The following is a 20,768-nucleotide window of genomic DNA, read 5'->3' on the forward strand; positions in this document are numbered from 1 at the left end:
TTCTGGGGCCGCGTCGCTGAATGGGGCGAGTGCAGGGAGAAAGGCTGGGGAGCTCTCCCGCTCGCCAAAGCATCGCCTGCGATCCATTGTCTTCCGCCCAAAACCGGCTTAGCTTTCGCTTCATGGAATTTGACCGGAAGGAGTCGGCAGCGTACCTCGCCAATCTCCTGGCGAAGGCGGCGTCCCGCGCCCTTCAGGCGCGGGCGGACGGGGCCGGTTTCGCGCCCGGCCAGTTCCCGGTCCTCCTGGAGCTGTGGAGCGGCGACGGCCTCACCCAGCGCGAGCTTCTCGACCGGCTCGACATCGAGCAGGCGACCATGGCCAGCACGCTCGCCCGCATGCAGCGCGACGGGCTCATCTCTCGCCGGCGCCACCCGAAGGACAGGCGGGCCCAGCTCGTCTTCCTGACGAGCCGCGGCAAGGCGCTGCGCGAGACCGCGATGGCGGCGGCCTCGGCCACCGAGGACGCGCTCTTCCGGGGCTTCCGGCGCTTCGAGCGGGAGCTGCTCCTGGAGTATATGCGCATGGTGCTCGCCAATCTCGGCCGCGATCCGCGCCTCTGATCGTCATACGATTTGCCCTGACCGAGCCGATCGGTCTAATGTCGCGCCGAAATTCATTTGATTTGCTGCATGTTGCACCGCAAGAGCGCGCCCGCACCATGTCCTGGGGGTTCATCCATGACCAACATCCTGCCCGTTCTCGATCGCGCCAGCGCCGGCGTTCCGGCCAGCCTCGAACGCCTGTTCGAGCTGGTGCGCATCAAGTCCATCTCCACCGATCCGGCCTTCAAGGCGGAGTGCCGACGGGCGGCCGAATGGCTGGTCAAGGAGCTGCGCTCGCTCGGCTTCGATGCGACGGTGCGCGACACGCCCGGCCATCCGATGGTGGTCGCCCATCACGACGGCGCGAAGCCCGATGCGCCGCATGTGCTCTTCTACGGCCACTACGACGTCCAGCCGGTCGACCCGCTGAACCTGTGGGACCACGATCCCTTCGAGCCGGCGGTGCGCGATGCCGGCAAGGGCCGGCGCATCATCACCGGCCGCGGCACGTCGGACGACAAGGGCCAACTCCTGACCTTCGTGGAAGCCTGCCGCGCCTACAAGGAAACGGCGGGCAGCCTGCCCTGCCGCGTCACCATCCTCTTCGAGGGCGAGGAGGAATCCGGCTCGCCCTCGCTCAAGCCGTTCCTCGAGGCCAATGCCGCCGAGCTGACGGCCGATTTCGCCCTCGTCTGCGATACCAGCATGTGGGATGCCGACACGCCGGCCATCTCCGCGGGCCTGCGCGGCCTCGTCGGCGAGGAGATCGTCATCAAGGCGGCCGACCGGGACCTGCATTCGGGCTATTTCGGCGGGGCGGCGGCAAACCCGATCCATATCCTGTCGAATATCCTCGCCGGCCTGCACGACGAGACCGGCCGCGTGACGCTCGACGGCTTCTATGACGGCGTCGAGGAAACGCCGAGCCAGATCAAGGCGGCGTGGGAGACGCTCGGCAAGACGGCCGAGAGCTTCCTCGGCGAGATCGGCCTGTCGATCCCCTCGGGGGAAAAGGGCCGCTCCGTGCTGGAGCTCACCTGGGCGCGCCCGACAGCCGAGGTCAACGGCATCACCGGCGGCTATACGGGCGAGGGCTTCAAGACGGTGATCGCAGCCGAAGCCTCGGCAAAGGTCTCCTTCCGCCTCGTCGGCAAGCAGGATCCGGCGAAGATCCGCGATGCGTTCCGCGCCTATGTGCGGGCGCGCGTCCCGGCGGACTGCTCGGTGACGTTCCATGCCCATGGCGGCTCGCCGGCCATCCAGCTTCCCTACGATTCCGCGCTGCTCGGCAAGGCGAAGAGCGCGCTCTCGGACGAATGGCCGAAGCCCGCCGTCGTCATCGGCATGGGCGGCTCCATCCCGATCGTTGGCGATTTCCAGAAGATGCTCAGCATGGAATCCTTGCTTGTCGGCTTTGCGCTGTCGGACGACCGCATCCATTCGCCGAACGAGAAATACGAGCTGCGCTCCTTCGAAAAGGGCATCCGCTCGTGGGTGCGCATTCTTTCGGCGCTCGCGGCGCGCTGACACAGATGTGATGACATGGGAGGCCAGCATTAACCGGACGGAACGGAAATGCTGGTTTCCTCAAAAGACAAGGACCGCGCGCGGACAGGCGACGACGGCCCGGACATGGGGAAAGGGTGAGAATGGCGTCAGGAAAGATTGCGAGAACACCTCGCTGCCCGGGCTGTGGGGCGCCGGCAGCAGGGGGGAAGGCGGGATGAAGCGGCTGAAAAAGTTCTTCTGGCCGCTCGTCAGCACCGCCGCGATCATCCTGTCGGTCTATATCCTCTACAAGGATCTCCGCGGCCTGTCGCTCGACGAGTTCATGGCGAGCCTCCATGCCATTCCGGTCTCCGGCTGGCTGCTGGCCTGCGGCGCCACGCTCGTCGCCTATGCGGCGCTCGCCGCCTACGACCACCTGGCGCTCGAGCATCTCGGCCATCGCATCTCGCTGTGGTTCATCACCATCACCTCGTTCACCACCTATGCGCTGTCGCACAATATCGGCGCCTCGGTGTTCTCCGGCGCGCTGGTGCGCTACCGCGCCTATACGTCGAAGGGGCTGACCGGATCGGAGGTGGGCGTCCTCGTCGCCTTCTGCTCCTTCACCTTCGCGCTCGGCACGGTCATGCTGTTCGGCCTGGTGCTGGTGCTGGAGCCGGAGATCGTCGGGCGGTTCGCCGAATTCCTGCCGATCGAGGCGGCGTTCTCGACCGGTGTCTTCATCCTGGCGCTGGTCGTGCTCTATGTGGTGGGCAGCCTCGTCGGCTTCCGGCCGATCAATACGCGCTGGCTGAAGCTGGAATATCCCAAGCCCTCGCTGGTCTTCCGCCAGCTCATCATCGCGCCGATCGAGCTGATCGGCGCGGCGGCGATCATCTATTTCGTGCTGCCGGCGGAGGGCAATCCGGGCTTCTTCGTCGTGCTCGGCATCTTCCTCGCCTCCTTCTCGGTGGCGCTGCTGTCCCATGCGCCGGGCGGCATCGGCGTCCTGGAGCTCGTCTTCATCGCCGGCCTGCCGGACATGGATCCGGCGGCGGTGCTGGCCGCGCTCGCCGTCTTCCGGCTGTTCTACCTGATCATCCCCTTCATCATGGCGCTGGTGGTCATCCTCGTCTTCGAGCGGCAGCGTTTCCTCAGCCGGCTGGGCAACGGCGAGGACTGAGGCGATGGAGAAGTTCGGTTCATCCTGCATTCAGTCGAATTGTTTCATGCTGTCATCCGTCTTGATCACTGTGAAACAGTGACAATCCAAGGGAGACCGACATGAAGACAACGATCAAGGGCGGCATTGCCGCTGCCATGGCCGTCGCCATGTTCGCCACGACATTCGTATCCGCACCGGCCTTTGCCGTGCCGATGCCGAAGGTCGGCGCTTCTCAGGCGAGCGATGTCCAGCAGGTCCAGTGGCGCGAGCGCCGCGGCTGGCACAATGGCCATCGCGGCTATCGCTACGAACGTCGCGGCTATCGCCGCCATTCGGATGGCTGGTGGTATCCGCTGGCCGCCTTCGGTGCGGGTGCGATCATCGGCGGCGCGATCGCCAATGACGGCTATGCCCGGCCGCGCTACGAGGGCATCAATCCGCGCCACACCGAATGGTGCTATGCGCGCTACCGCTCGTACCGGGCCTACGACAACACGTTCCAGCCCAACTATGGCGGCCGCCGCGAGTGCCTCTCGCCTTACTATTGAGCAAGGTAAACGTGCCTGAACGGTCTGCGCCGGCAACGACGCAAGACCGGAACGCGATATCCCGGGCGGCCCGCAAGGCCGCCCGATCTTCTCTCAAATCCCCCTCAAACTGTCGCCTGCGCGTTCACCGCTTCTTAACGACCCCTTAAATCGCCGCATTTAAGGTCCACCGGACGGCGACGTTTTCGAGGTGTATCCGACCGCTTATGGCAGCCAATCGCAAATCCCAGCGCATCGAACCGTCCTTCCGGGGATCGGGTGGGCACGACGACGAGGATGATTTCCACGTCGGCGCGGGAGATCGCGTGGCAGGCGGCGGCCGCAAGGGGCGCGGCAAGCCACCGAGGGTCGAGCGGCCGGGGCGCGGCTCCGGCGGGCGCCGGCGGGCGGCCGGCGGCGGTTTCTTCGGCCTTTTCCGCCGGCTCTTCTACTGGTGCGTCGTGCTCGGCATCTGGGGCGCCATCGGCGTCGGCGGCCTCGTCCTCTACTACGGCGCGCGCATGCCGAGCGCCACGAGCTGGTCGATCCCCGACCGGCCGCCGAACCTGAAGATCCTCGCCGTCAGCGGCGACATCATCGCCAATCGCGGCGTGACCGGCGGCGAGGCGCTGTCGCTGGAGAACATGTCGCCCTATATCCCGCAGGCCGTCATCGCCATCGAGGACCGGCGCTTCTATTCGCATTTCGGCATCGATCCGCTCGGCCTCGCCCGCGCGATGCTGACCAACATCACCACCGGCCGCATGGTGCAGGGCGGCTCGACGCTGACCCAGCAACTCGCCAAGAACATGTTCCTCTCGCCGGAGCGCACGCTGGAGCGCAAGGTTCAGGAAGTTCTGCTCGCCTTCTGGCTGGAGCACAAATATTCCAAGGACCAGATCCTGGCGATGTATCTCAACCGCGTCTTCTTCGGCTCGAATTCCTACGGCGTCGAGGCCGCGGCGCGGCGCTACTTCAACAAGTCGGCGCGGGACGTCAATCTCGGCGAGGCCGCCCTTCTCGCCGGCCTCCTGAAGGCGCCCTCGCGCCTCTCCCCGGCGCGCGATCCGGAGGCGGCGGAAGCGCGTGCGCAGATCGTGCTCGGCGCGATGCGCGAAGAGGGCTTCGTCACCGACACCGAGATCAAGACCGCCATGTCGCAGACGCCGGCGCGGGCGAAGAGCTACTGGTCCGGCGCCCAGCATTATGCCGCCGACATGGTCATGGCCCAGCTGCCGGGCATGATCGGCGACATCACCGAGGACCTCGTCATCGATACGACGATCGACCTCGACCTCGAGAAGAAGGCCGACGAGGCGATCACCGCGCTCCTCGACAAGGAGGGCGAAAAGTCGAACGCCTCGCAGGCCGCCCTCGTCTCGATCGACGGCACCGGCGCCATCCGGGCCCTCGTCGGCGGGCGGGACTATGCGGAAAGCCAGTTCGACCGCGCCTCCAAGGCCAAGCGCCAGCCGGGCTCGGCCTTCAAGCCCTTCGTCTATGCGGCGGCGCTGGAAGCCGGCCGCTCGCCGCTTTCCGTGCGCAACGACGCGCCGGTCAGGATCGGCAAGTGGACGCCGGAGAACTACGACCAGAAATATCGCGGCGAGGTGACGCTCTCCTCCGCGCTCGCCCAGTCGCTGAACACGATTGCCGCGCAGCTCGTCATGGAGGTCGGCCCGGACGACGTCATAAAACTCGCCCGCAGGCTCGGCATCGAATCGGAGCTTCAGTCGAACGCCTCGATCGCGCTCGGCACGTCGGAGGTGACGCTGGTGGAACTGACCGCCGCCTACGCCCCCTTCATGAACGGCGGCTACAAGGCGACGCCGCACATCATCCGCCGCATTTCGACGGCCGACGGCCGGGTGCTCTACGAGAACACCTACGACAACCCGCCGCGCGTTTTGGAACCCGGCGTCGTCTCCCAGATGAACGGCATGATGATGCGCGTCATCACCGAGGGCACCGGCAAGAACGCCCGCATTCCCGGCTGGCCGGCGGCCGGCAAGTCGGGCACGACGCAGTCCTTCCGCGACGCGCTCTTCGTCGGCTACACCAGCAATCTGACGACCGGCGTCTGGTTCGGCAACGACGACGGCAAGTCGATGAAGAAGGTGACGGGCGGCGGGCTTCCCGCGAAGGCCTGGAGCCAGTTCATGACCGCCGCCCATGAGGGCCTTGCGCCTTCGCCGCTCTTCGGCACGGCCGGCGGCGAGCCTGCCGTGGACGGGACGGAACCGGCCCCGGAAGGCGACCAGCTCTTCGACATCATCTCCCGTACGCTGGGCAACGAGCCCGCCCGTGACGGGCAGGCGATGGCGAACGGCGAGACGGGCGCCGTTCCGCTCGACGACGGCCTTACGCCGCCCGCAGACGTCGGCCAGCAGGGACAGACCGGCACGCGCCGGACGACGCTTCTCGACGTGCTGCTGGGGGGCTGACGGTCGCGTTTATCCGAAGGCGATGACGACATTTTCCGGCTCCCTCGGGTGATCGATCCAGATCCGTATGCGCGTTTTAACGGTAGGCACCGATACGCTGGCAAACTCCGGCTCGTTGGCACCGAAGAAGACAAGCCTCTTGTCGGGCGTGTCGAGAAACCCGTCGAATGTCGGGGGCGTCGACATGGTTATTTCCGAAGCTTCTCCAACGGAAAAACTGGTGTCGCCATCATTCCAATATGTGCATGGAATACTGATGCAATCGGGAGTAGACGGTATGGTCTTCTCCCTGAAATTGTGTGAGACATCAGGTATTGGACGGCTTGCCAGATAAACACTATTGTATTCAGGCGCTATGCTGAAATGAAGAATAGCCATTTCAGAGTTTCCATCCAGCAACGATTTCATATTCTTCCGGAAAGGCAATGAAGCCGTTTGAACCATTCTGGCTCGCCATTTCTACCCCCATGCAATGATAACGTATTCGGGTTCGGTGGGGTGATCTATCCAGACCCGAATACGCGTTTTCGTGGATGGTACATCCGCGATGGCATATTGAGGCTCGTTGGCGTCGAACAAGATGAGCTCTTTGTCGGGTGTGTTCAGAATGCCTTCGAAATCGGGTTTTCTCGCCTCCGTGATCTCTGAAGCCGGTCCGAATGTCACATGCGTGTCGCCATCGTTCCAATAGAGCGCCGGAACGTTGATGCAGTCCGGTGAAGAGAATATTCCTTGCTTATCCATGTGAAGGGGAATTTTAACATTCCGACGCCCGGCGACATATATGCTGAGGTATTCAGGTGCGATTACAAGCGTTGTGACGGACATCGATTTAGTAACTCCCTTGAGAGACCAGACCGCCTTGCGACTTGCTGCACCACGAACAATGCGGATAAATCCTGCTTGGTTTACCCAGTGATCTTGGTATCTGATGGTCACCGATAAAATGACCTTTCTTGGTTCCCGACGTCTTTGTACCACACCAGTGGCATCCGTACGTGCGGCCGATGCGATCAATGTCTGCCTGCTCCGTTCTGGTAAGCCGCCTGTTGGTTGCTGGCGCGGCAATCCACTCCTTTGCAAACGGCCCGGGACCGGTCCGCGGTAGTTTTAGCTGAAGTGCGCGGAGCATCGCCTCTTGCGCTGTCGCTTCGTTGGCTCGTATCAACCCTTCAACCGTCTCGTAGATTTGCGGCGTTGGTTTCCAGTTCGGTTCACGCCTATGAACGGCGCGTAGTGCCTCTTGCATCCGACTTGTACTGATCGCCAGCCGCACCTCTTGCGCGGGCGTGATAGTTTGCGACCTGCCGAGGATACGAACTTGTCTCCCACCGCGTGGTCCGCGGCGGCTAACAAGAATCGGCCGGTTGCCGGAACCCTCCCTCACCCATTGTCCGCCATCGGGATTGCCTGCGGGGACACGCGGCTGTTCAGGGCGGAAGCCGGCTTTCAATCGAAGGCACAGGGCTAGCGCGCGGATTTCGACTGTTATCGCCGCATATCGGTAGCTTGATTGTAAAAAGCTTGGTTCGGTAGGGTCCGTCGAGATCATTGCCACACAATCCGCTCGCAATTTAGTCGGAAAAGTGTGCGCGCGTTGTCGACGACGGGGATGAACTGACCTGGAGAAAAATTTTACACTGCGTACAAGTGAAGGAAAATATTATATGTTTCCTTCCGTCGCTCTCTATTCGACATCTCCGTTCATGCCGGACGCTCTACATTTCCGGGCCTTAAGATCCCATCTCTCGGGGAGCCGCCAAGACCTCGAGCCGTTGCTTGAAACACCTGAGAGGATTGTGGTTGATTGCGGGTTGCGAGGGCGGTACACCAAGTCCATCGGACGCGCTGATTTTGCGAGCTTTGCGGCCCGGCAATGTCTTGCAGTCGTCTGGAGGGCTCCTTATATACGCCGCAAGGCAGGGCTGCGGCCCATGCTTTCGTGAAGACCATACCATTAGGGGCTGCCAATCGAATGCCTGAATGGGTTCCGGCAGTTCGCTTCAAGGAGAGAATGACATGGCTAAAGTAATCGGTATCGACCTCGGGACGACCAATTCCTGCGTTGCCGTCATGGATGGCAAGGACGCAAAAGTTATCGAAAATGCCGAAGGCGCGCGCACGACGCCTTCCATGGTCGCCTTCACCGAAGACGGTGAGCGGCTGACCGGCCAGCCGGCCAAGCGCCAGGCGGTCACCAACCCGGAAAACACCCTTTTCGCCGTCAAGCGCCTTATCGGCCGCCGCTACGACGACAAGCTCGTCGAGAAGGACAAGGGCCTCGTTCCCTACAAGATCGTCAAGGGCGACAATGGCGATGCCTGGGTCGATGCCCGCGGCAAGGGCTATTCCCCCTCGCAGATCTCCGCGATGATCCTGCAGAAGATGAAGGAAACCGCCGAATCCTATCTCGGCGAGACCGTCACCCAGGCCGTCATCACGGTTCCGGCCTATTTCAACGACGCGCAGCGCCAGGCGACCAAGGATGCCGGCAAGATCGCGGGTCTTGAAGTGCTGCGCATCATCAACGAGCCGACGGCCGCCGCGCTCGCCTACGGCCTCGACAAGAAGGACGGCAAGACCATCGCCGTCTACGACCTTGGCGGCGGCACGTTCGACATCTCGGTTCTGGAAATCGGCGACGGCGTCTTCGAGGTGAAGTCGACGAACGGCGACACCTTCCTCGGCGGTGAAGACTTCGACATGCGTCTGGTCAACTACCTCGCCGACGAGTTCAAGAAGGACCAGGGCGTCGACCTGAAGAACGACAAGCTCGCCCTTCAGCGCCTCAAGGAAGCCGCCGAGAAGGCCAAGATCGAGCTCTCGTCCTCGCAGCAGACCGAGATCAACCTGCCGTTCATCACGGCGGATGCGACCGGTCCGAAGCACCTGACGATGAAGCTGACCCGCGCCAAGTTCGAAGCGCTCGTCGACGACCTCATCCAGCGCACCGTCGCGCCCTGCAAGGCAGCCCTCAAGGATGCCGGCGTTTCGGCGGCCGAGATCGACGAGGTCGTTCTCGTCGGCGGCATGAGCCGCATGCCGAAGGTGCAGGAAACCGTCAAGCAGCTCTTCGGCAAGGAGCCGCACAAGGGCGTCAACCCGGATGAAGTGGTCGCCATGGGCGCCGCCATCCAAGCCGGCGTTCTGCAGGGCGACGTCAAGGACGTCCTCCTCCTCGACGTGACCCCGCTGTCTCTCGGCATCGAAACGCTGGGCGGCGTCTTCACCCGTCTGATCGAGCGCAACACGACGATCCCGACGAAGAAGAGCCAGACCTTCTCGACCGCCGAGGACAACCAGTCGGCCGTGACCATCCGCGTCTCGCAGGGCGAGCGCGAAATGGCTGCGGACAACAAGCTGCTCGGCCAGTTCGACCTCGTCGGCATTCCGCCGGCCCCGCGCGGCATGCCGCAGATCGAAGTCACCTTCGACATCGACGCCAACGGCATCGTGCAGGTCTCGGCCAAGGACAAGGGCACCGGCAAGGAGCACCAGATCCGCATCCAGGCCTCCGGCGGCCTTTCCGACGCCGACATCGAGAAGATGGTCAAGGACGCCGAGGCCAATGCCGAGGCCGACAAGAAGCGCCGCGAGGGCGTCGAGGCGAAGAACCAGGCCGAAAGCCTGATCCACTCGTCGGAAAAGTCGCTGAAGGAATATGGCGACAAGGTTTCCGAGGCCGACCGCAAGGCCATCGAGGACGCCATCGCCGCGCTGAAGACCGCCGTCGAGGCCTCCGAGCCCGATGCGGACGACATCAAGGCGAAGACCAACACGCTCATGGAAGTCTCCATGAAGCTCGGTCAGGCGATCTACGAGGCCCAGCAGGCCGAGGAGAACGCTTCTTCTGCCTCGGGCGAGGCCGGCGACAATGTCGTCGATGCCGACTACGAGGAAGTCAAGGACGAGGACGACCGCAAGAAGTCGGCCTGAGCCTCCTGAACTGCCGGCCGCGCTCTCTCGCGGCCGGTGCAACGGTAGCGAGAAGGCGGAAGTCAGCGCGAAGGGAAAAAGACAAGATGATCACTCCCGTTTACCGCGGCGACGATGTCTTGGCTTTTCCTTCGCTCCGGCTTCCGCCTTTTGCATGCGCGCTTTTCAGGCATGCAGGCTAAGGCAAGCTTCCAGGTCCATAACAAGAAGACCGTTCCCACGAAACGGACGTGAACCCGAATGGCAAAAGCTGATTTTTACGAGACGCTGGGTGTTTCCAAGAGCGCCGACGAGAAGGAGCTGAAGAGCGCCTTCCGCAAGATGGCGATGAAGTACCACCCGGACAAGAATCCGGGCGATGCCTCCGCCGAGCAGAAGTTCAAGGACGTCAACGAGGCGTATGACACGCTCAAGGACCCGCAGAAGCGCGCGGCCTACGACCGTTACGGCCATGCGGCCTTCGAGCAGGGCGGCATGGGCGGCGGCTTCGGCGGCGGCGGTTTCCAGGGCGGCGGCTTCTCCGATATTTTCGAAGACATTTTTGGCGAGATGATGGGTGGCGGGCGCCAGCGGCGCTCGGCCGGCGGCCGCGAGCGCGGCGGCGACCTGCGCTACAACATGGAGATCTCGCTGGAAGAGGCCTATGCCGGCAAGACGGCGCAGATCCGCGTGCCGACCTCGATCACCTGCGACGTCTGTTCCGGGTCCGGCGCCAAGCCCGGCACCAGCCCGAAGACCTGCGCCACCTGCCAGGGCTCCGGCCGCGTGCGCGCGGCACAGGGCTTCTTCTCGATCGAGCGCACCTGCCCGACCTGCCATGGCCGCGGCCAGACGATCAGCGATCCCTGCACCAAGTGCCACGGCCATGGCCGCGTCACGGAAGAGCGCTCGCTGTCGGTCAACATCCCGGCCGGCATCGAGGACGGCACGCGCATCCGGCTCTCCGGCGAGGGCGAGGCGGGCGTGCGCGGGGGGCCTGCGGGCGATCTCTACATCTTCCTGTCGGTGAAGCCGCACGAGTTCTACCAGCGCGACGGGGCGGACCTCTACTGCACCGTGCCCATTTCCATGACGACGGCGGCGCTCGGCGGCACCTTCGACGTGGCGACGCTCGACGGCACCAAGTCGCGCGTCTCGGTGCCCGAGGGCACCCAGGCCGGCCGCCAGTTCCGCCTCAAGGGCAAGGGCATGCCGGTGCTGCGCTCCACGCAGGTCGGCGATCTCTACATCCAGATCCAGATCGAGACGCCGCAGAAGCTGACCAAGCGCCAGCGCGAGCTGCTCAAGGAATTCGAGGAGATCTCCTCGAAGGACAACAACCCGGAATCCGCCGGCTTCTTCGCGCGGATGAAGGAGTTCTTCGAGGGCTGACCGCTCTCTCGAACAAACATCGCCCCAAGCACTCCGTCATCCTCGGGATTGGCCCGAGGATCCATTTTTCAATGGGTTATGGGCGGCCATGACAGAGGGGAGCTTGGCGGACTTTGTCAGCAGCGGAAAGCCGGGATGGAAACATCCCGGCTTTCCTGTTTCGTGAAACGGGAGCCTGCGTGTCAGCCCGCCGCCCGCAGCAGCGTCAACCGGCCGTCCGCATCGGCTTGCGTGGTGATGCCCTCGTAGCTCTGCAGCGTCGGATGGCCGGTCTCGATGGGGTGATGGTGCGTCGCGGTCATCACCACGACATGGGCGCCGGCGCCCTCGCCGGCAAGAATGCCCGCCGGCACGTCCTCGAAGACGAGGCAATCGGCCGGGTCGAAGCCGAGCCGCTCGGCGCCCAACCGGTAGCCGTCCGGTGCCGGCTTGCCGCGCGTCACGTCGTCGGCCGTCACGATGACCGCGGGCAGCGGAATGCCGGCGGCGGCGAGGCGGCGATGGGCGAGCGCCACCGGCGCCGAGGTGACGATGCCCCAGCGGCCGGCCGGCAGCGCGGAAAGGAAGGCGATCGCGCCCGGGATCGGCAGCACGCCCTCGACATCCTCCATCTCCTCGCGCTCGACTTCCTTCGCCTCGGCGACGGGATCGACGCCCGGCAGGCCGAGCCGCGTGATCGTGTCGATGCCGCGCACGCCATGCATGGTCGGCAGGAAGGTCGCCACGTCCAGCCCGTGCTTCAGCGCCCAGCGCGTCCAGACGCGCTCGGTGGCCGGAATGGAGTTGATGATCGTGCCGTCCATGTCGAAGAGGAAGGCGGAGAACGAACGGTCGAAGACGGGAAGGAAAGAGGACAAGGCGGAGGACCTGCGGGCTGGGAGGGGGAGAATGCAAGGCACGGCGGGAGGTTCTGGCTTACCTGCTCCGCATCATGCAGGCAACCGGCCCGGCGTCGCCAGGGGCTCATCTTCCGGCTAGCGTAGCGCGATCGGCTGCAAAGATCCCTCTGCCTGCCGGCATCTCTCCCCAAGAGCCATCGCCTATGGAAGCAAGCCGCTGCCACATTCCTTTCTCCCCGCGAGGAGAAGGGGAGAGCGGCAGGGCCGAACTCCATATGCGATAGTCTGCCCCTGCGGGCCGGGGCGGCTTGTGCGGCGCCCGGCGCCTGCCCATCTTTCTGTTGTTGCCCGATTTATGCGCCGCAGGGTGATTCCCCTTGGCGGCAAAATGCTCTAGCTCTCACCCCATGCCGCACAAGGTTTCCCTTTCCCGCCTCAAGCTCACGGATTTCCGCAACTATGCGGGCCTGTCGCTGCCGCTCGACGGCCGGCATGTCGTGCTGACGGGGCAGAACGGTGCGGGCAAGACCAACCTGATGGAGGCGGTCTCCCTGCTTTCGCCGGGCCGGGGCCTGCGCCGCGCGCCCTATGGCGATGTCGTGCGCGCCGGCGCAAGCGGCGGCTTTTCCGTCTTCGCAACGCTCGACGGCATGATGGGCGAGGTCGACATCGGCACGGGTACCGAGGGCGGCGACGAGGGCCAGGCGCGAAAACTCCGGCTGAACGGCACGCCCGCCCGCACCGTCGACGAACTGCTCGATCATCTGCGCGTCGTCTGGCTGACGCCGTCCATGGACGGCCTCTTCACCGGCCCCTCCGCCGATCGCCGCCGTTTCCTCGACCGGCTGGTGCTGTCGCTCGATCCCGAGCACGGCCGCCGGGCGGCGGATTTCGAGAAGGCGATGCGCGGCCGAAACCGGCTGCTCTCCGAGCCGCGGCCAGATCCCGCCTGGCTGACGGCGCTGGAGCGGCAGATGGCGGAGCTCGGCATCGCCATGGCGCATGCCCGCCACGAGCTCGTCGGCCTCCTTTCCGGCCTCGTGGAGGCGGCGCGCGACGACGGGCCGTTCCCCTCGGCCACCATGCGCCTTTCCGGCTTCCTCGACGGGGAATGGCAGCGCCCGGCCTACGAGATCGAGGACATCTATCTCGGCATGCTGCAGGACGGCCGCTACCGGGACGCCGCCGCCGGCCGCACGCTGGACGGCCCGCACCGCGCCGATCTCATGATCCGCCACCGCGAGAAGGACATGGAGGCCGAGCGCTGCTCGACGGGCGAGCAGAAGGCACTGCTCGTTGGCCTCATCCTCGCCCATGCCGGCCTTGTCGGGGGCATGACCGGCCATGCGCCGGTGCTGCTGCTCGACGAGATCGCCGCCCATCTCGACGCGGGCCGCCGGGCCGCGCTGTTCGACCGGGTCGATGCGCTCGGCGGCCAGGCCTTCATGACCGGCACCGACCGGTCGATGTTCGACGCGCTCGGCGAGCGCGCGCAGTTCCTCACCGTCTCGCATGGAGGCATCGTGCCATGACCGATCCGCTCAGCCCCGAAGAGATCGACCGCTACCGCCGGCATATCGTGCTCGCCGAGATCGGCGGCGCGGGCCAGCAGAAGCTGAAGCAGGCGCATGTGCTGATCGTCGGCGCCGGCGGCCTCGGCGCGCCGGTCATCCAGTATCTCGCCGCCGCCGGCATCGGCCATATCGGCGTTCTCGACGACGACACGGTCTCCCTCTCCAACCTCCAGCGCCAGGTGATCCATGACACGGCCGGCCTCGGCACGCCGAAGATCGCGAGCGCCGAGGCCGCCGTCGCCCGCCTCAACCCGCATGTCGCCTTCACCGGCATCGCCGAGCGGCTGACGGCCGGAACGGCCGCGCGCCTTCTTGCCGGCTACGACCTCCTCGTCGACGGTTCGGACAATTTCGACACGCGCTATGCCTCCGCCGATGCGGCGGAGGCTGCGCGCATTCCGCTCGTCACCGGCGCCGTCGGCCGCTTCGACGGTTCGCTGACCGTGCTGAAACCCTATGAGGCCGGGCCGGACGGCACGCTTCACCCCGGCTACCGTGACCTCTTCCCCACGGCCCCGCCGCCCGGCGTCGTTCCGGCCTGCGCCGAAGCCGGCATCGTCGGCGCGCTGACCGGCGTCGTCGGCACGCTGATGGCGATGGAGGTGATCAAGCTCGTCACGGGCGCCGGCGACCCGCTGGTCGGGCGGCTGCTGCTTTACGACGGGCTGGCGGCGCGGTTCGAAACACTGAAATACAGGCGGCGGAAGGGGAGTAGCGTTCGTTCCTGAGAGCCGGGTTGCCACCCCCCTCTGCCCTGCCGGGCATCTCCCCCCTTGAGGGGGAGAGGCCCGGCAGGGCAGAGGGGGGCTCAGCCCGCGTCGATCACACCCGGTTCGGCAGCACGCGGTCCGGCGGGCGGTGGCCGTCGAAGAAGGTGCGGATGTTGATGACGACCTTCTCGCCCATGTCGACGCGGCTTTCGAGCGTCGCCGAGCTCATATGCGGCAGGAGCACGACCTTGCCCTCGGCGGCGAGCTTCAGGAGCTTCGGGTTGACCGAAGGCTCGTTCTCGAAGACGTCGAGGCCGGCGCCGGCCATCTTGCCTTCGCGCAGGCACTTGATCAGCGCCGTCTCGTCGATGATGCCGCCGCGCGCCGTGTTGACGATATAGCTCGTCGGCTGCATCAGTTCGAGCCGGCGGGCCGACAGAAGGTGATAGGTCGCCGGCGTCGAGGGGCAGTTGACCGAGACGATGTCGACGCGCGCCAGCATCTGGTCGAGGCTGTCCCAATAGGTCGCCTCCAGCGCGTCCTCCGTGTCCGGGCGCACGCGGTGGCGGTTGTGGTAGTGGATGGAGAGGCCGAAGGCCTTGGCCCGGCGGGCGACGGCGGTGCCGATGCGCCCCATGCCGACGATGCCGAGACGCTTGCCCCAGATGCGCCGGCCGAGCATCCAGGTCGGCGACCAGCCGGCCCATTCGCCCCTGCGGTCCGTCAGGATGCGCGCCCCTTCCGCCAGCCGGCGGGGGACGGCGAGGATCAGCGCCATCGTCATGTCGGCCGTGTCCTCGGTGAGAACGTTCGGCGTGTTGGTGACGGTGATGCCGCGCCGTGCCGCCGCCTCCACGTCGACATTGTCGACGCCGTTGGAGAAGCAGGCGATCAGCTTCAGTTGCGGGCCGGCCTGCTCGATGAGCGCGGCGTCGATCCGGTCCGTCAGCGTCGGCACCAGGACGTCGGCCGATTTGACGGCGGCGACGAGCTCGGGCTGGCTGCGCGGCGTGTCGTCGATGTTGAGCTCCGCGTCGAACAGTTCGCGCATCCGGGTCTCCACGACCTCGGGTAGGCGGCGGGTGATGTAGACCTTCGGTTTTTTCTTCTGGGTCATGGGCTGTTCCGGCGTCCTGTTGACGGGTCCTTAACCAAGTTGGGCAAGGATTGCTTCATCAGGGGCATTTTCTACCAGACCCGGTCGCGAAGACAATCCGCCCTCTTTGGCGTTCCTGCGATTTGCCAATTTGCACCGGTTCGGCAGCGTCATGCCCCCTCCAATCTGTGCGGATCGTCCATGCGTCACCTTGTCCTGCGTCTCAGCCTTGCCGCCCTTGCGGGCCTCCTCGTCTCCGTTGCCGGCGTCCAGTTCGCCCATGCCCAGGCGGCCAAGGGGCCGAGCGGCCTGCCGCTGCCCCGCTTCGTCAGCCTCAAGGCGAAAAGCGTCAACCTGCGCGTCGGCCCCAGTGTCGATTATGCCGTCGCCTGGCGCTATCTCAAATCCGGCGTGCCGGTGGAGATCATCCAGGAATACGATAACTGGCGCCGCATCCGCGACGCGGATGGCACGGAGGGCTGGGTCAACCAGGCGCTGCTCTCCGGCGAGCGCACCGCCGTCACCGCGCCATGGATGCGCGGCAAGGGCGAGGGCATCTTCGTCAACATGCGCCGCGAGGCGATGTCGAACTCGACGGTCATCGCGAAGATCCAGCCCGGCGTCGTCATCAAGGTCGGCGAATGCAACGGCGACTGGTGCCGCGCCGAAGCAGACGGCACGGCCGGCTGGGTCTCGCAGAACGAGATTTGGGGCGCCTATCCGGGCGAGGCCTTCAAGTAAGGCCGGCCTTCCTGGCCTCTTCCGCCAGCGAGAGCAGCGGGCGGGGACCGACCTGCTGGATGACGAGGCCGGCGGCAAGGCTGCCGAGCCGGCCGCAATCGGCCAGCGACCGCCCGGCCGTATAACCGTAGAGGAAGCCGGCGGCGTAGAGATCGCCCGCGCCCGTCGTGTCGACGACGCTCGGAATGCTGATCGCCTCCACCCTGGTGCGTTCGCCGCCGGTCAGGATGACCGAGCCTTCCTCGCTCATCGTCACCACCGCCAGCCGGCAATCCTTGGCGATGCGCGACAGCGCCTCCTCGAAATCCTCGGTCTCGTAGAGCGCCAGGGCTTCGGCCTTGTTGGCGAAGACGATGTCGATCGTGCCGGAGCGCATGAGGTCGAGGAACTCGTCGCGGTAGCGGTGCACGCAGAAGCTGTCCGACAGCGTCATCGACATTTCCCGGCCGTTCGCATGGGCGATGCGGGCGCAGTCGCGGATCGCGTCCTTGGCGCGCGGCGGATCCCAGAGATAGCCTTCGAAATAGGTGACCTTGGCCTCGGCGACGACGCTTTCCTCCACGTCCTCCGGCCCGAGTTCCACGCAGGCGCCCAGATAGGTGTTCATCGAGCGCTCGCCATCGGGCGTGACGAAGATCATCGAGCGGGCGGTCGGCGGCGGGCCGGCCAGCGGCTTGGTCTCGAAATGCACGCCCTGGGCGCGGATGTCGTGGATGAAGATCTCGCCGAGCTGGTCGCGCGCCACCTTGCCGAAATAGGCGGCCCTGCCGCCGAAGCTGGCGACGCCCGAGGCTGTGTTGCCGGCACTGCCGCCCGAGGCCTCGAGCGCGGGGCCCATGCGGGAATAGAGCAGTTCGGCCCGTTCGGCATCGATGAGGTTCATCGCGCCCTTGATGATGCCGTTGTCCGTGATGAAGTTCTCGTCGCAGCGCGCGATGATATCGACGATGGCATTGCCGACCGTCAGCACATCGAATTTGGTCATGCGAAAGTTCCGTCTCCGTTGGGTGAGAGCCGGGAGTCGGTCTTAACGGTTTTTCCGGAAACTGGAAGGAAAAAAGCCGCCTGCCGGAAACGGCGCGGCGGCTTGGATTGTTGGCGAAGTCCGCCAAGCCTCTCTTTCGTCATGGTCGGGCCTGATGCGACCACCCATCCACCGGCACACCGTGGATTGTGGATCCTCGGGTCGAGCCCGAGGATGACGGAGGGCTTGGTGCAGGGCGTGCATCGACCCCGATCGCCCGCCGCTTCCCGCAAAACCGGTCAGTCCTTGGCGCGTTCCACGTAGGAACCGTCTTCCGTCGCGATGACGACGCGCGTGCCGGCGGTGATGTGCGGCGGCACCAGCGTGCGCACGCCGTTCGACAGGATCGCCGGCTTGTAGGAGGACGAGGCCGTCTGGCCCTTGACGACCGGTTCGGTCTCGACGATCTCGAGCGTGACGTGGCGCGGCAGGTCGATGGCGATGGCGACGCCCTCATGCACCGACAGGATGACCGTCATGCCTTCCTGGAGATAGGCCTTCAGGTCGCCGATGTCCTCGTGGGACATGGTCAGCTGGTCGTAGGTCTCCGGGTTCATGAAATGGTAGCCGTCACCATCCTCGTAGAGGAAGTTGTGCTCGCGGTCTTCCACGAAGGCGCGCTCGACCTGTTCGGTCGTGCGGTAGCGTTCGGAAACCTTCACGCCGTCGGAGATGCGGCGCATGTCGATCTGCGTGACCGGCGTGCCCTTGCCCGGGTGGAAGTTCTGCGCCGTCAGCACGACATAGAGCTTGCCTTCGACCTCGAGGACATTGCCCTTGCGGACGGAAGAGGCGATGATCTTTACCATAAGTCTTCCTTGTAACTGGATGGATCACGGCGTAGAGGACCGCCTTGAGACGCCTTCCCCGGGTGCCGAAAATGTGTTTTCGGGGCCGCAACTACCCTATATTCCGGCAAAAGACCAGTCTGTCCGCCGGCAAGCGCGAAGAAACCTGCCACAGGAACGCCATGAGCCTGAAGCCCTCGCCCTGGTGGACGCCCGATGTCCATGCCGATCGCCGGCCGTTCCTTCTTGCGCGAAACCGCATCCAGGCGGCGCTGCGCGGCTGGTTCGCCGCGCGCGATTTCATCGAGGTCGACACCGCGACGCTGCAGGTCTCCCCCGGCAACGAGGCGCATCTGCACGCCTTCGAGACCGCCGCGATCGGCCATTCCGGCGCAAGGACGCCGCTCTACCTGCACACCTCGCCGGAATTCGCCTGCAAGAAGCTGCTGACGGCAGGGGAAAGGCGCATCGCCTGCTTCGCTCATGTCTATCGCAACCGCGAGCGCGGGCCGCTGCACCACCCGGAATTCACCATGCTGGAATGGTATCGTGCGGGCGAGGCCTATGACGTGCTGATGGAGGATTGCGCGGAGATCCTCGCGCTGGCCGCCGGGGTGGCGGGAGCCGCGATGCTCGCCTACCGCGGCGCGACCTGCGATCCGGCCTTGCCGCCCGAGCGGCTGACGGTGGCGGAGGCCTTCCGGCGCCATGCCGGCATCGACCTCCTCGGCTCGATCGATCCCGACGGTGCGACGGATCGCGCGCGCCTTGCCACATCCCTGCGGGCGGCCGGCCTGCGCGTGGCGGAGGACGACACCTGGGCCGACCTCTTCAGCCGCGTGCTGGTGGAAAAGGTGGAGCCGCAGCTCGGTTTCGGCCGCGCCACCATCCTGTGCGAATATCCGACCGCGGAGGCCGCGCTCGCCCGCCCGGCGGCACGGGACCGGCGCGTCGCCGAGCGCTTCGAGCTCTATGCCTGCGGGGTGGAGCTGGCCAATGCCTTCGGCGAATTGACCGATGCGGGCGAGCAGCGCCGGCGCTTCGAGCTGGAAATGGCGGAAAAGGCCCGCGTCTATGGCGAGACCTATCCGCTCGACGAGGATTTCCTCGCCGCGCTCGCCCATATGCCCGAGGCCAGCGGCATCGCGCTCGGCCTCGACCGGCTGGTCATGCTGGCGACGGGCGCCGCGCGCATCGACCAGGTGATCTGGGCGCCGGTGGCGGAGACCGCGCCATGACGGCGGCGCGCAGCCTGACGACGGTGGCCGAGCTGGTCGAGGCCGGCCTCGTTCCCGAGGCGCGACGGGCGGGCGCGGCGGCGGTCGCCGCGCGCTATGCCGTCGCCGTCACGCCGTCGCTCGTCGCGCTGATCGATCCGGCCGATCCGAACGATCCGGTCGCCCGCCAGTTCGTGCCCGATGCCGCGGAGCTCGTGACCCTGCCGGAGGAGCGCGCCGACCCGATCGGCGACCTCGCGCACAGCCCTGTCGAGGGCATCGTGCACCGGTATCCCGATCGCGTCCTCCTGAAGGCCGTGCATGTCTGCCCGGTCTATTGCCGCTTCTGCTTCCGCCGCGAGATGGTCGGGCCGGAAGGGCTCGGCACCCTCTCCGCCCTGGCGCTCGATGCGGCGATCGCCTATATCGCGGCCCGGCCGGCGATCTGGGAGGTGATCCTGACCGGCGGCGATCCGCTCGTGCTCTCGCCGCGCCGGCTGCAGGCCATCCTGGAACGGCTTGCCGCCATTCCTCACGTGAAGATCGTGCGGTTCCACAGCCGCGTGCCCGTCGTCGATCCGGCGCGGGTGGATACCGCGCTGATCGCGGCGCTGAAGGCTTCCGGCAAGACGACCTATGTGGCGCTGCATGCCAACCATCCGCGCGAATTCACGGCCGAGGCCCGCGCCGCCATCGCGCGCATCGTCGATGCGGGCCTGGTGATGGTTAGCCAGACGGTGCTGCTGAAGGGCGTCAACGACGATGCGGCGGTGCTGGCCGACCTGATGCGCACCTTCGTCGAGAACCGGGTCAAGCCCTATTACCTGCATCATCCCGACCTGGCGCCCGGTACCGCGCATTTCCGCCTGACGCTTGCCGAGGGCAGGGCGCTGGTCGAAAGCCTGCGCGGCCGCGTCTCCGGCCTCTGCCAGCCGGCCTATATCCTCGACATTCCCGGCGGGCACGGCAAGGTGCGGGCGGATTCGGCGGCGGTCGAAGAGGCCGACGACGGCTGTTTCCGCCTTCGCGATTTCCGCGGGGAAACGCATCTCTATCCGCCGCGGCAGGACGAGACGTAGCGCCGGCGCGAGCGGCCTGCACGGGACGGAAGCGCCGTCGGGACAAAGGAGCGTTTTGCCGGGCGGGGCTTTCACACGCGTTTTTTCATCTTTGTGTGCGGCAGACGCCGGATTTCGCGGAATCCCGGCCCTCGGAGACTTGACGACAGTTTCGTCAAAATGCCCACTTTAAACGATTGATAGCGCTGCCGGACAATTGTATTTCTTTTGTCGACAAGAGGATT

Annotated in this window: 18 protein-coding genes; 12 read left to right on the top strand and 6 right to left on the bottom strand. The window is 65.6% G+C overall.

The genetic code is table 11. From position 1 onward, the window contains the following. Window positions 1-122 precede the first annotated feature (122 nt). The 5 genes from WMC41_RS21125 (at window position 123) to WMC41_RS21145 (ending at window position 6,169) form a co-directional block, all read left to right on the top strand. Window positions 123-563, top strand: coding sequence for a MarR family winged helix-turn-helix transcriptional regulator (locus tag WMC41_RS21125; protein ID WP_432346189.1), 441 nt, complete (start codon window positions 123-125; stop codon window positions 561-563). 117 nt (window positions 564-680) lie between these two features. Beyond that, window positions 681-2,072: a dipeptidase gene (locus WMC41_RS21130; RefSeq protein WP_432346191.1), complete on the top strand. Its 1,392-nt coding sequence runs from the start codon at window positions 681-683 to the stop codon at window positions 2,070-2,072. Between the two features lie 196 nt (window positions 2,073-2,268). Next, complete coding sequence (locus WMC41_RS21135) at window positions 2,269-3,216, top strand: lysylphosphatidylglycerol synthase domain-containing protein (RefSeq protein WP_244770417.1); 948 nt, start codon at window positions 2,269-2,271, stop codon at window positions 3,214-3,216. Window positions 3,217-3,317: 101 nt separating this feature from the next. Beyond that, complete coding sequence (locus tag WMC41_RS21140) at window positions 3,318-3,746, top strand: BA14K family protein (protein WP_398432458.1); 429 nt, start codon at window positions 3,318-3,320, stop codon at window positions 3,744-3,746. Window positions 3,747-3,952: 206 nt separating this feature from the next. After that, window positions 3,953-6,169, top strand: a complete 2,217-nt coding sequence (locus WMC41_RS21145; protein ID WP_432346194.1) for a transglycosylase domain-containing protein — start codon at window positions 3,953-3,955, stop codon at window positions 6,167-6,169. A gap of 9 nt (window positions 6,170-6,178) precedes the next feature. On the opposite strand, the gene WMC41_RS21150 is transcribed toward WMC41_RS21145, so the two are convergent. Both WMC41_RS21150 and WMC41_RS21155 read right to left on the bottom strand, forming a co-directional pair. Next, window positions 6,179-6,547, bottom strand: a complete 369-nt coding sequence (locus tag WMC41_RS21150) for a hypothetical protein (RefSeq protein WP_432346196.1) — start codon at window positions 6,545-6,547, stop codon at window positions 6,179-6,181. Between the two features lie 81 nt (window positions 6,548-6,628). Further along, on the bottom strand, window positions 6,629-7,108 hold the full coding sequence (locus WMC41_RS21155; protein WP_432346198.1) for a hypothetical protein: 480 nt from the start codon (window positions 7,106-7,108) through the stop codon (window positions 6,629-6,631). Window positions 7,109-8,188: 1,080 nt separating this feature from the next. Between WMC41_RS21155 and dnaK the strand changes: the two genes are divergently transcribed. Both dnaK and dnaJ read left to right on the top strand, forming a co-directional pair. Next, window positions 8,189-10,105 carry a molecular chaperone DnaK gene (gene dnaK, locus WMC41_RS21160; protein ID WP_064332092.1) on the top strand — a complete coding sequence of 639 codons (1,917 nt, stop codon included), beginning with the start codon at window positions 8,189-8,191 and terminating at the stop codon, window positions 10,103-10,105. A 240-nt stretch (window positions 10,106-10,345) separates the two neighbouring features. Further along, a complete protein-coding gene (gene dnaJ / locus WMC41_RS21165) occupies window positions 10,346-11,476 on the top strand; it encodes a molecular chaperone DnaJ (protein ID WP_244770413.1) in 1,131 nt (376 codons plus the stop codon). Between the two features lie 182 nt (window positions 11,477-11,658). Here dnaJ and WMC41_RS21170 read toward each other — a convergent pair whose 3' ends face one another. Beyond that, window positions 11,659-12,279, bottom strand: coding sequence for an HAD-IA family hydrolase (locus WMC41_RS21170; protein ID WP_432348391.1), 621 nt, complete (start codon window positions 12,277-12,279; stop codon window positions 11,659-11,661). A 443-nt stretch (window positions 12,280-12,722) separates the two neighbouring features. On the opposite strand from WMC41_RS21170, the gene recF reads away from it, so the two are divergent. After that, on the top strand, window positions 12,723-13,847 hold the full coding sequence (gene recF, locus WMC41_RS21175; RefSeq protein ID WP_272807209.1) for a DNA replication/repair protein RecF: 1,125 nt from the start codon (window positions 12,723-12,725) through the stop codon (window positions 13,845-13,847). Further along, window positions 13,844-14,617 (top strand): molybdopterin-synthase adenylyltransferase MoeB, encoded by a 774-nt coding sequence (moeB, locus tag WMC41_RS21180; protein ID WP_432346201.1) that lies wholly within the window; start codon window positions 13,844-13,846, stop codon window positions 14,615-14,617. Before recF ends, moeB begins: the two co-directional genes overlap by 4 nt. 94 nt (window positions 14,618-14,711) lie before the next feature. Here moeB and WMC41_RS21185 read toward each other — a convergent pair whose 3' ends face one another. Continuing rightward, on the bottom strand, window positions 14,712-15,716 hold the full coding sequence (locus tag WMC41_RS21185; protein WP_244770409.1) for a 2-hydroxyacid dehydrogenase: 1,005 nt from the start codon (window positions 15,714-15,716) through the stop codon (window positions 14,712-14,714). A 180-nt stretch (window positions 15,717-15,896) separates the two neighbouring features. Between WMC41_RS21185 and WMC41_RS21190 the strand changes: the two genes are divergently transcribed. Continuing rightward, window positions 15,897-16,436 (top strand): SH3 domain-containing protein, encoded by a 540-nt coding sequence (locus WMC41_RS21190; protein WP_244770408.1) that lies wholly within the window; start codon window positions 15,897-15,899, stop codon window positions 16,434-16,436. Here the strand turns inward: WMC41_RS21190 and WMC41_RS21195 are convergent. Together WMC41_RS21195 and efp are read right to left on the bottom strand one after the other, a co-directional pair. Continuing rightward, a complete protein-coding gene (locus tag WMC41_RS21195; RefSeq protein WP_432346204.1) occupies window positions 16,429-17,421 on the bottom strand; it encodes an adenosine kinase in 993 nt (330 codons plus the stop codon). The genes WMC41_RS21190 and WMC41_RS21195 overlap by 8 nt on opposite strands. A gap of 278 nt (window positions 17,422-17,699) precedes the next feature. Further along, window positions 17,700-18,269: an elongation factor P gene (efp, locus tag WMC41_RS21200; RefSeq protein WP_064332100.1), complete on the bottom strand. Its 570-nt coding sequence runs from the start codon at window positions 18,267-18,269 to the stop codon at window positions 17,700-17,702. 161 nt (window positions 18,270-18,430) lie between these two features. Between efp and epmA the strand changes: the two genes are divergently transcribed. Continuing rightward, complete coding sequence (gene epmA / locus WMC41_RS21205) at window positions 18,431-19,486, top strand: EF-P lysine aminoacylase EpmA (RefSeq protein ID WP_432346207.1); 1,056 nt, start codon at window positions 18,431-18,433, stop codon at window positions 19,484-19,486. Beyond that, window positions 19,483-20,544: a lysine-2,3-aminomutase-like protein gene (locus tag WMC41_RS21210; protein ID WP_432346209.1), complete on the top strand. Its 1,062-nt coding sequence runs from the start codon at window positions 19,483-19,485 to the stop codon at window positions 20,542-20,544. Before epmA ends, WMC41_RS21210 begins: the two co-directional genes overlap by 4 nt. Window positions 20,545-20,768: the final 224 nt, after the last annotated feature.

The sequence above is a fragment of the Shinella yambaruensis genome, from assembly GCF_050859155.1.
GTDB lineage: Bacteria > Pseudomonadota > Alphaproteobacteria > Rhizobiales > Rhizobiaceae > Shinella > Shinella yambaruensis.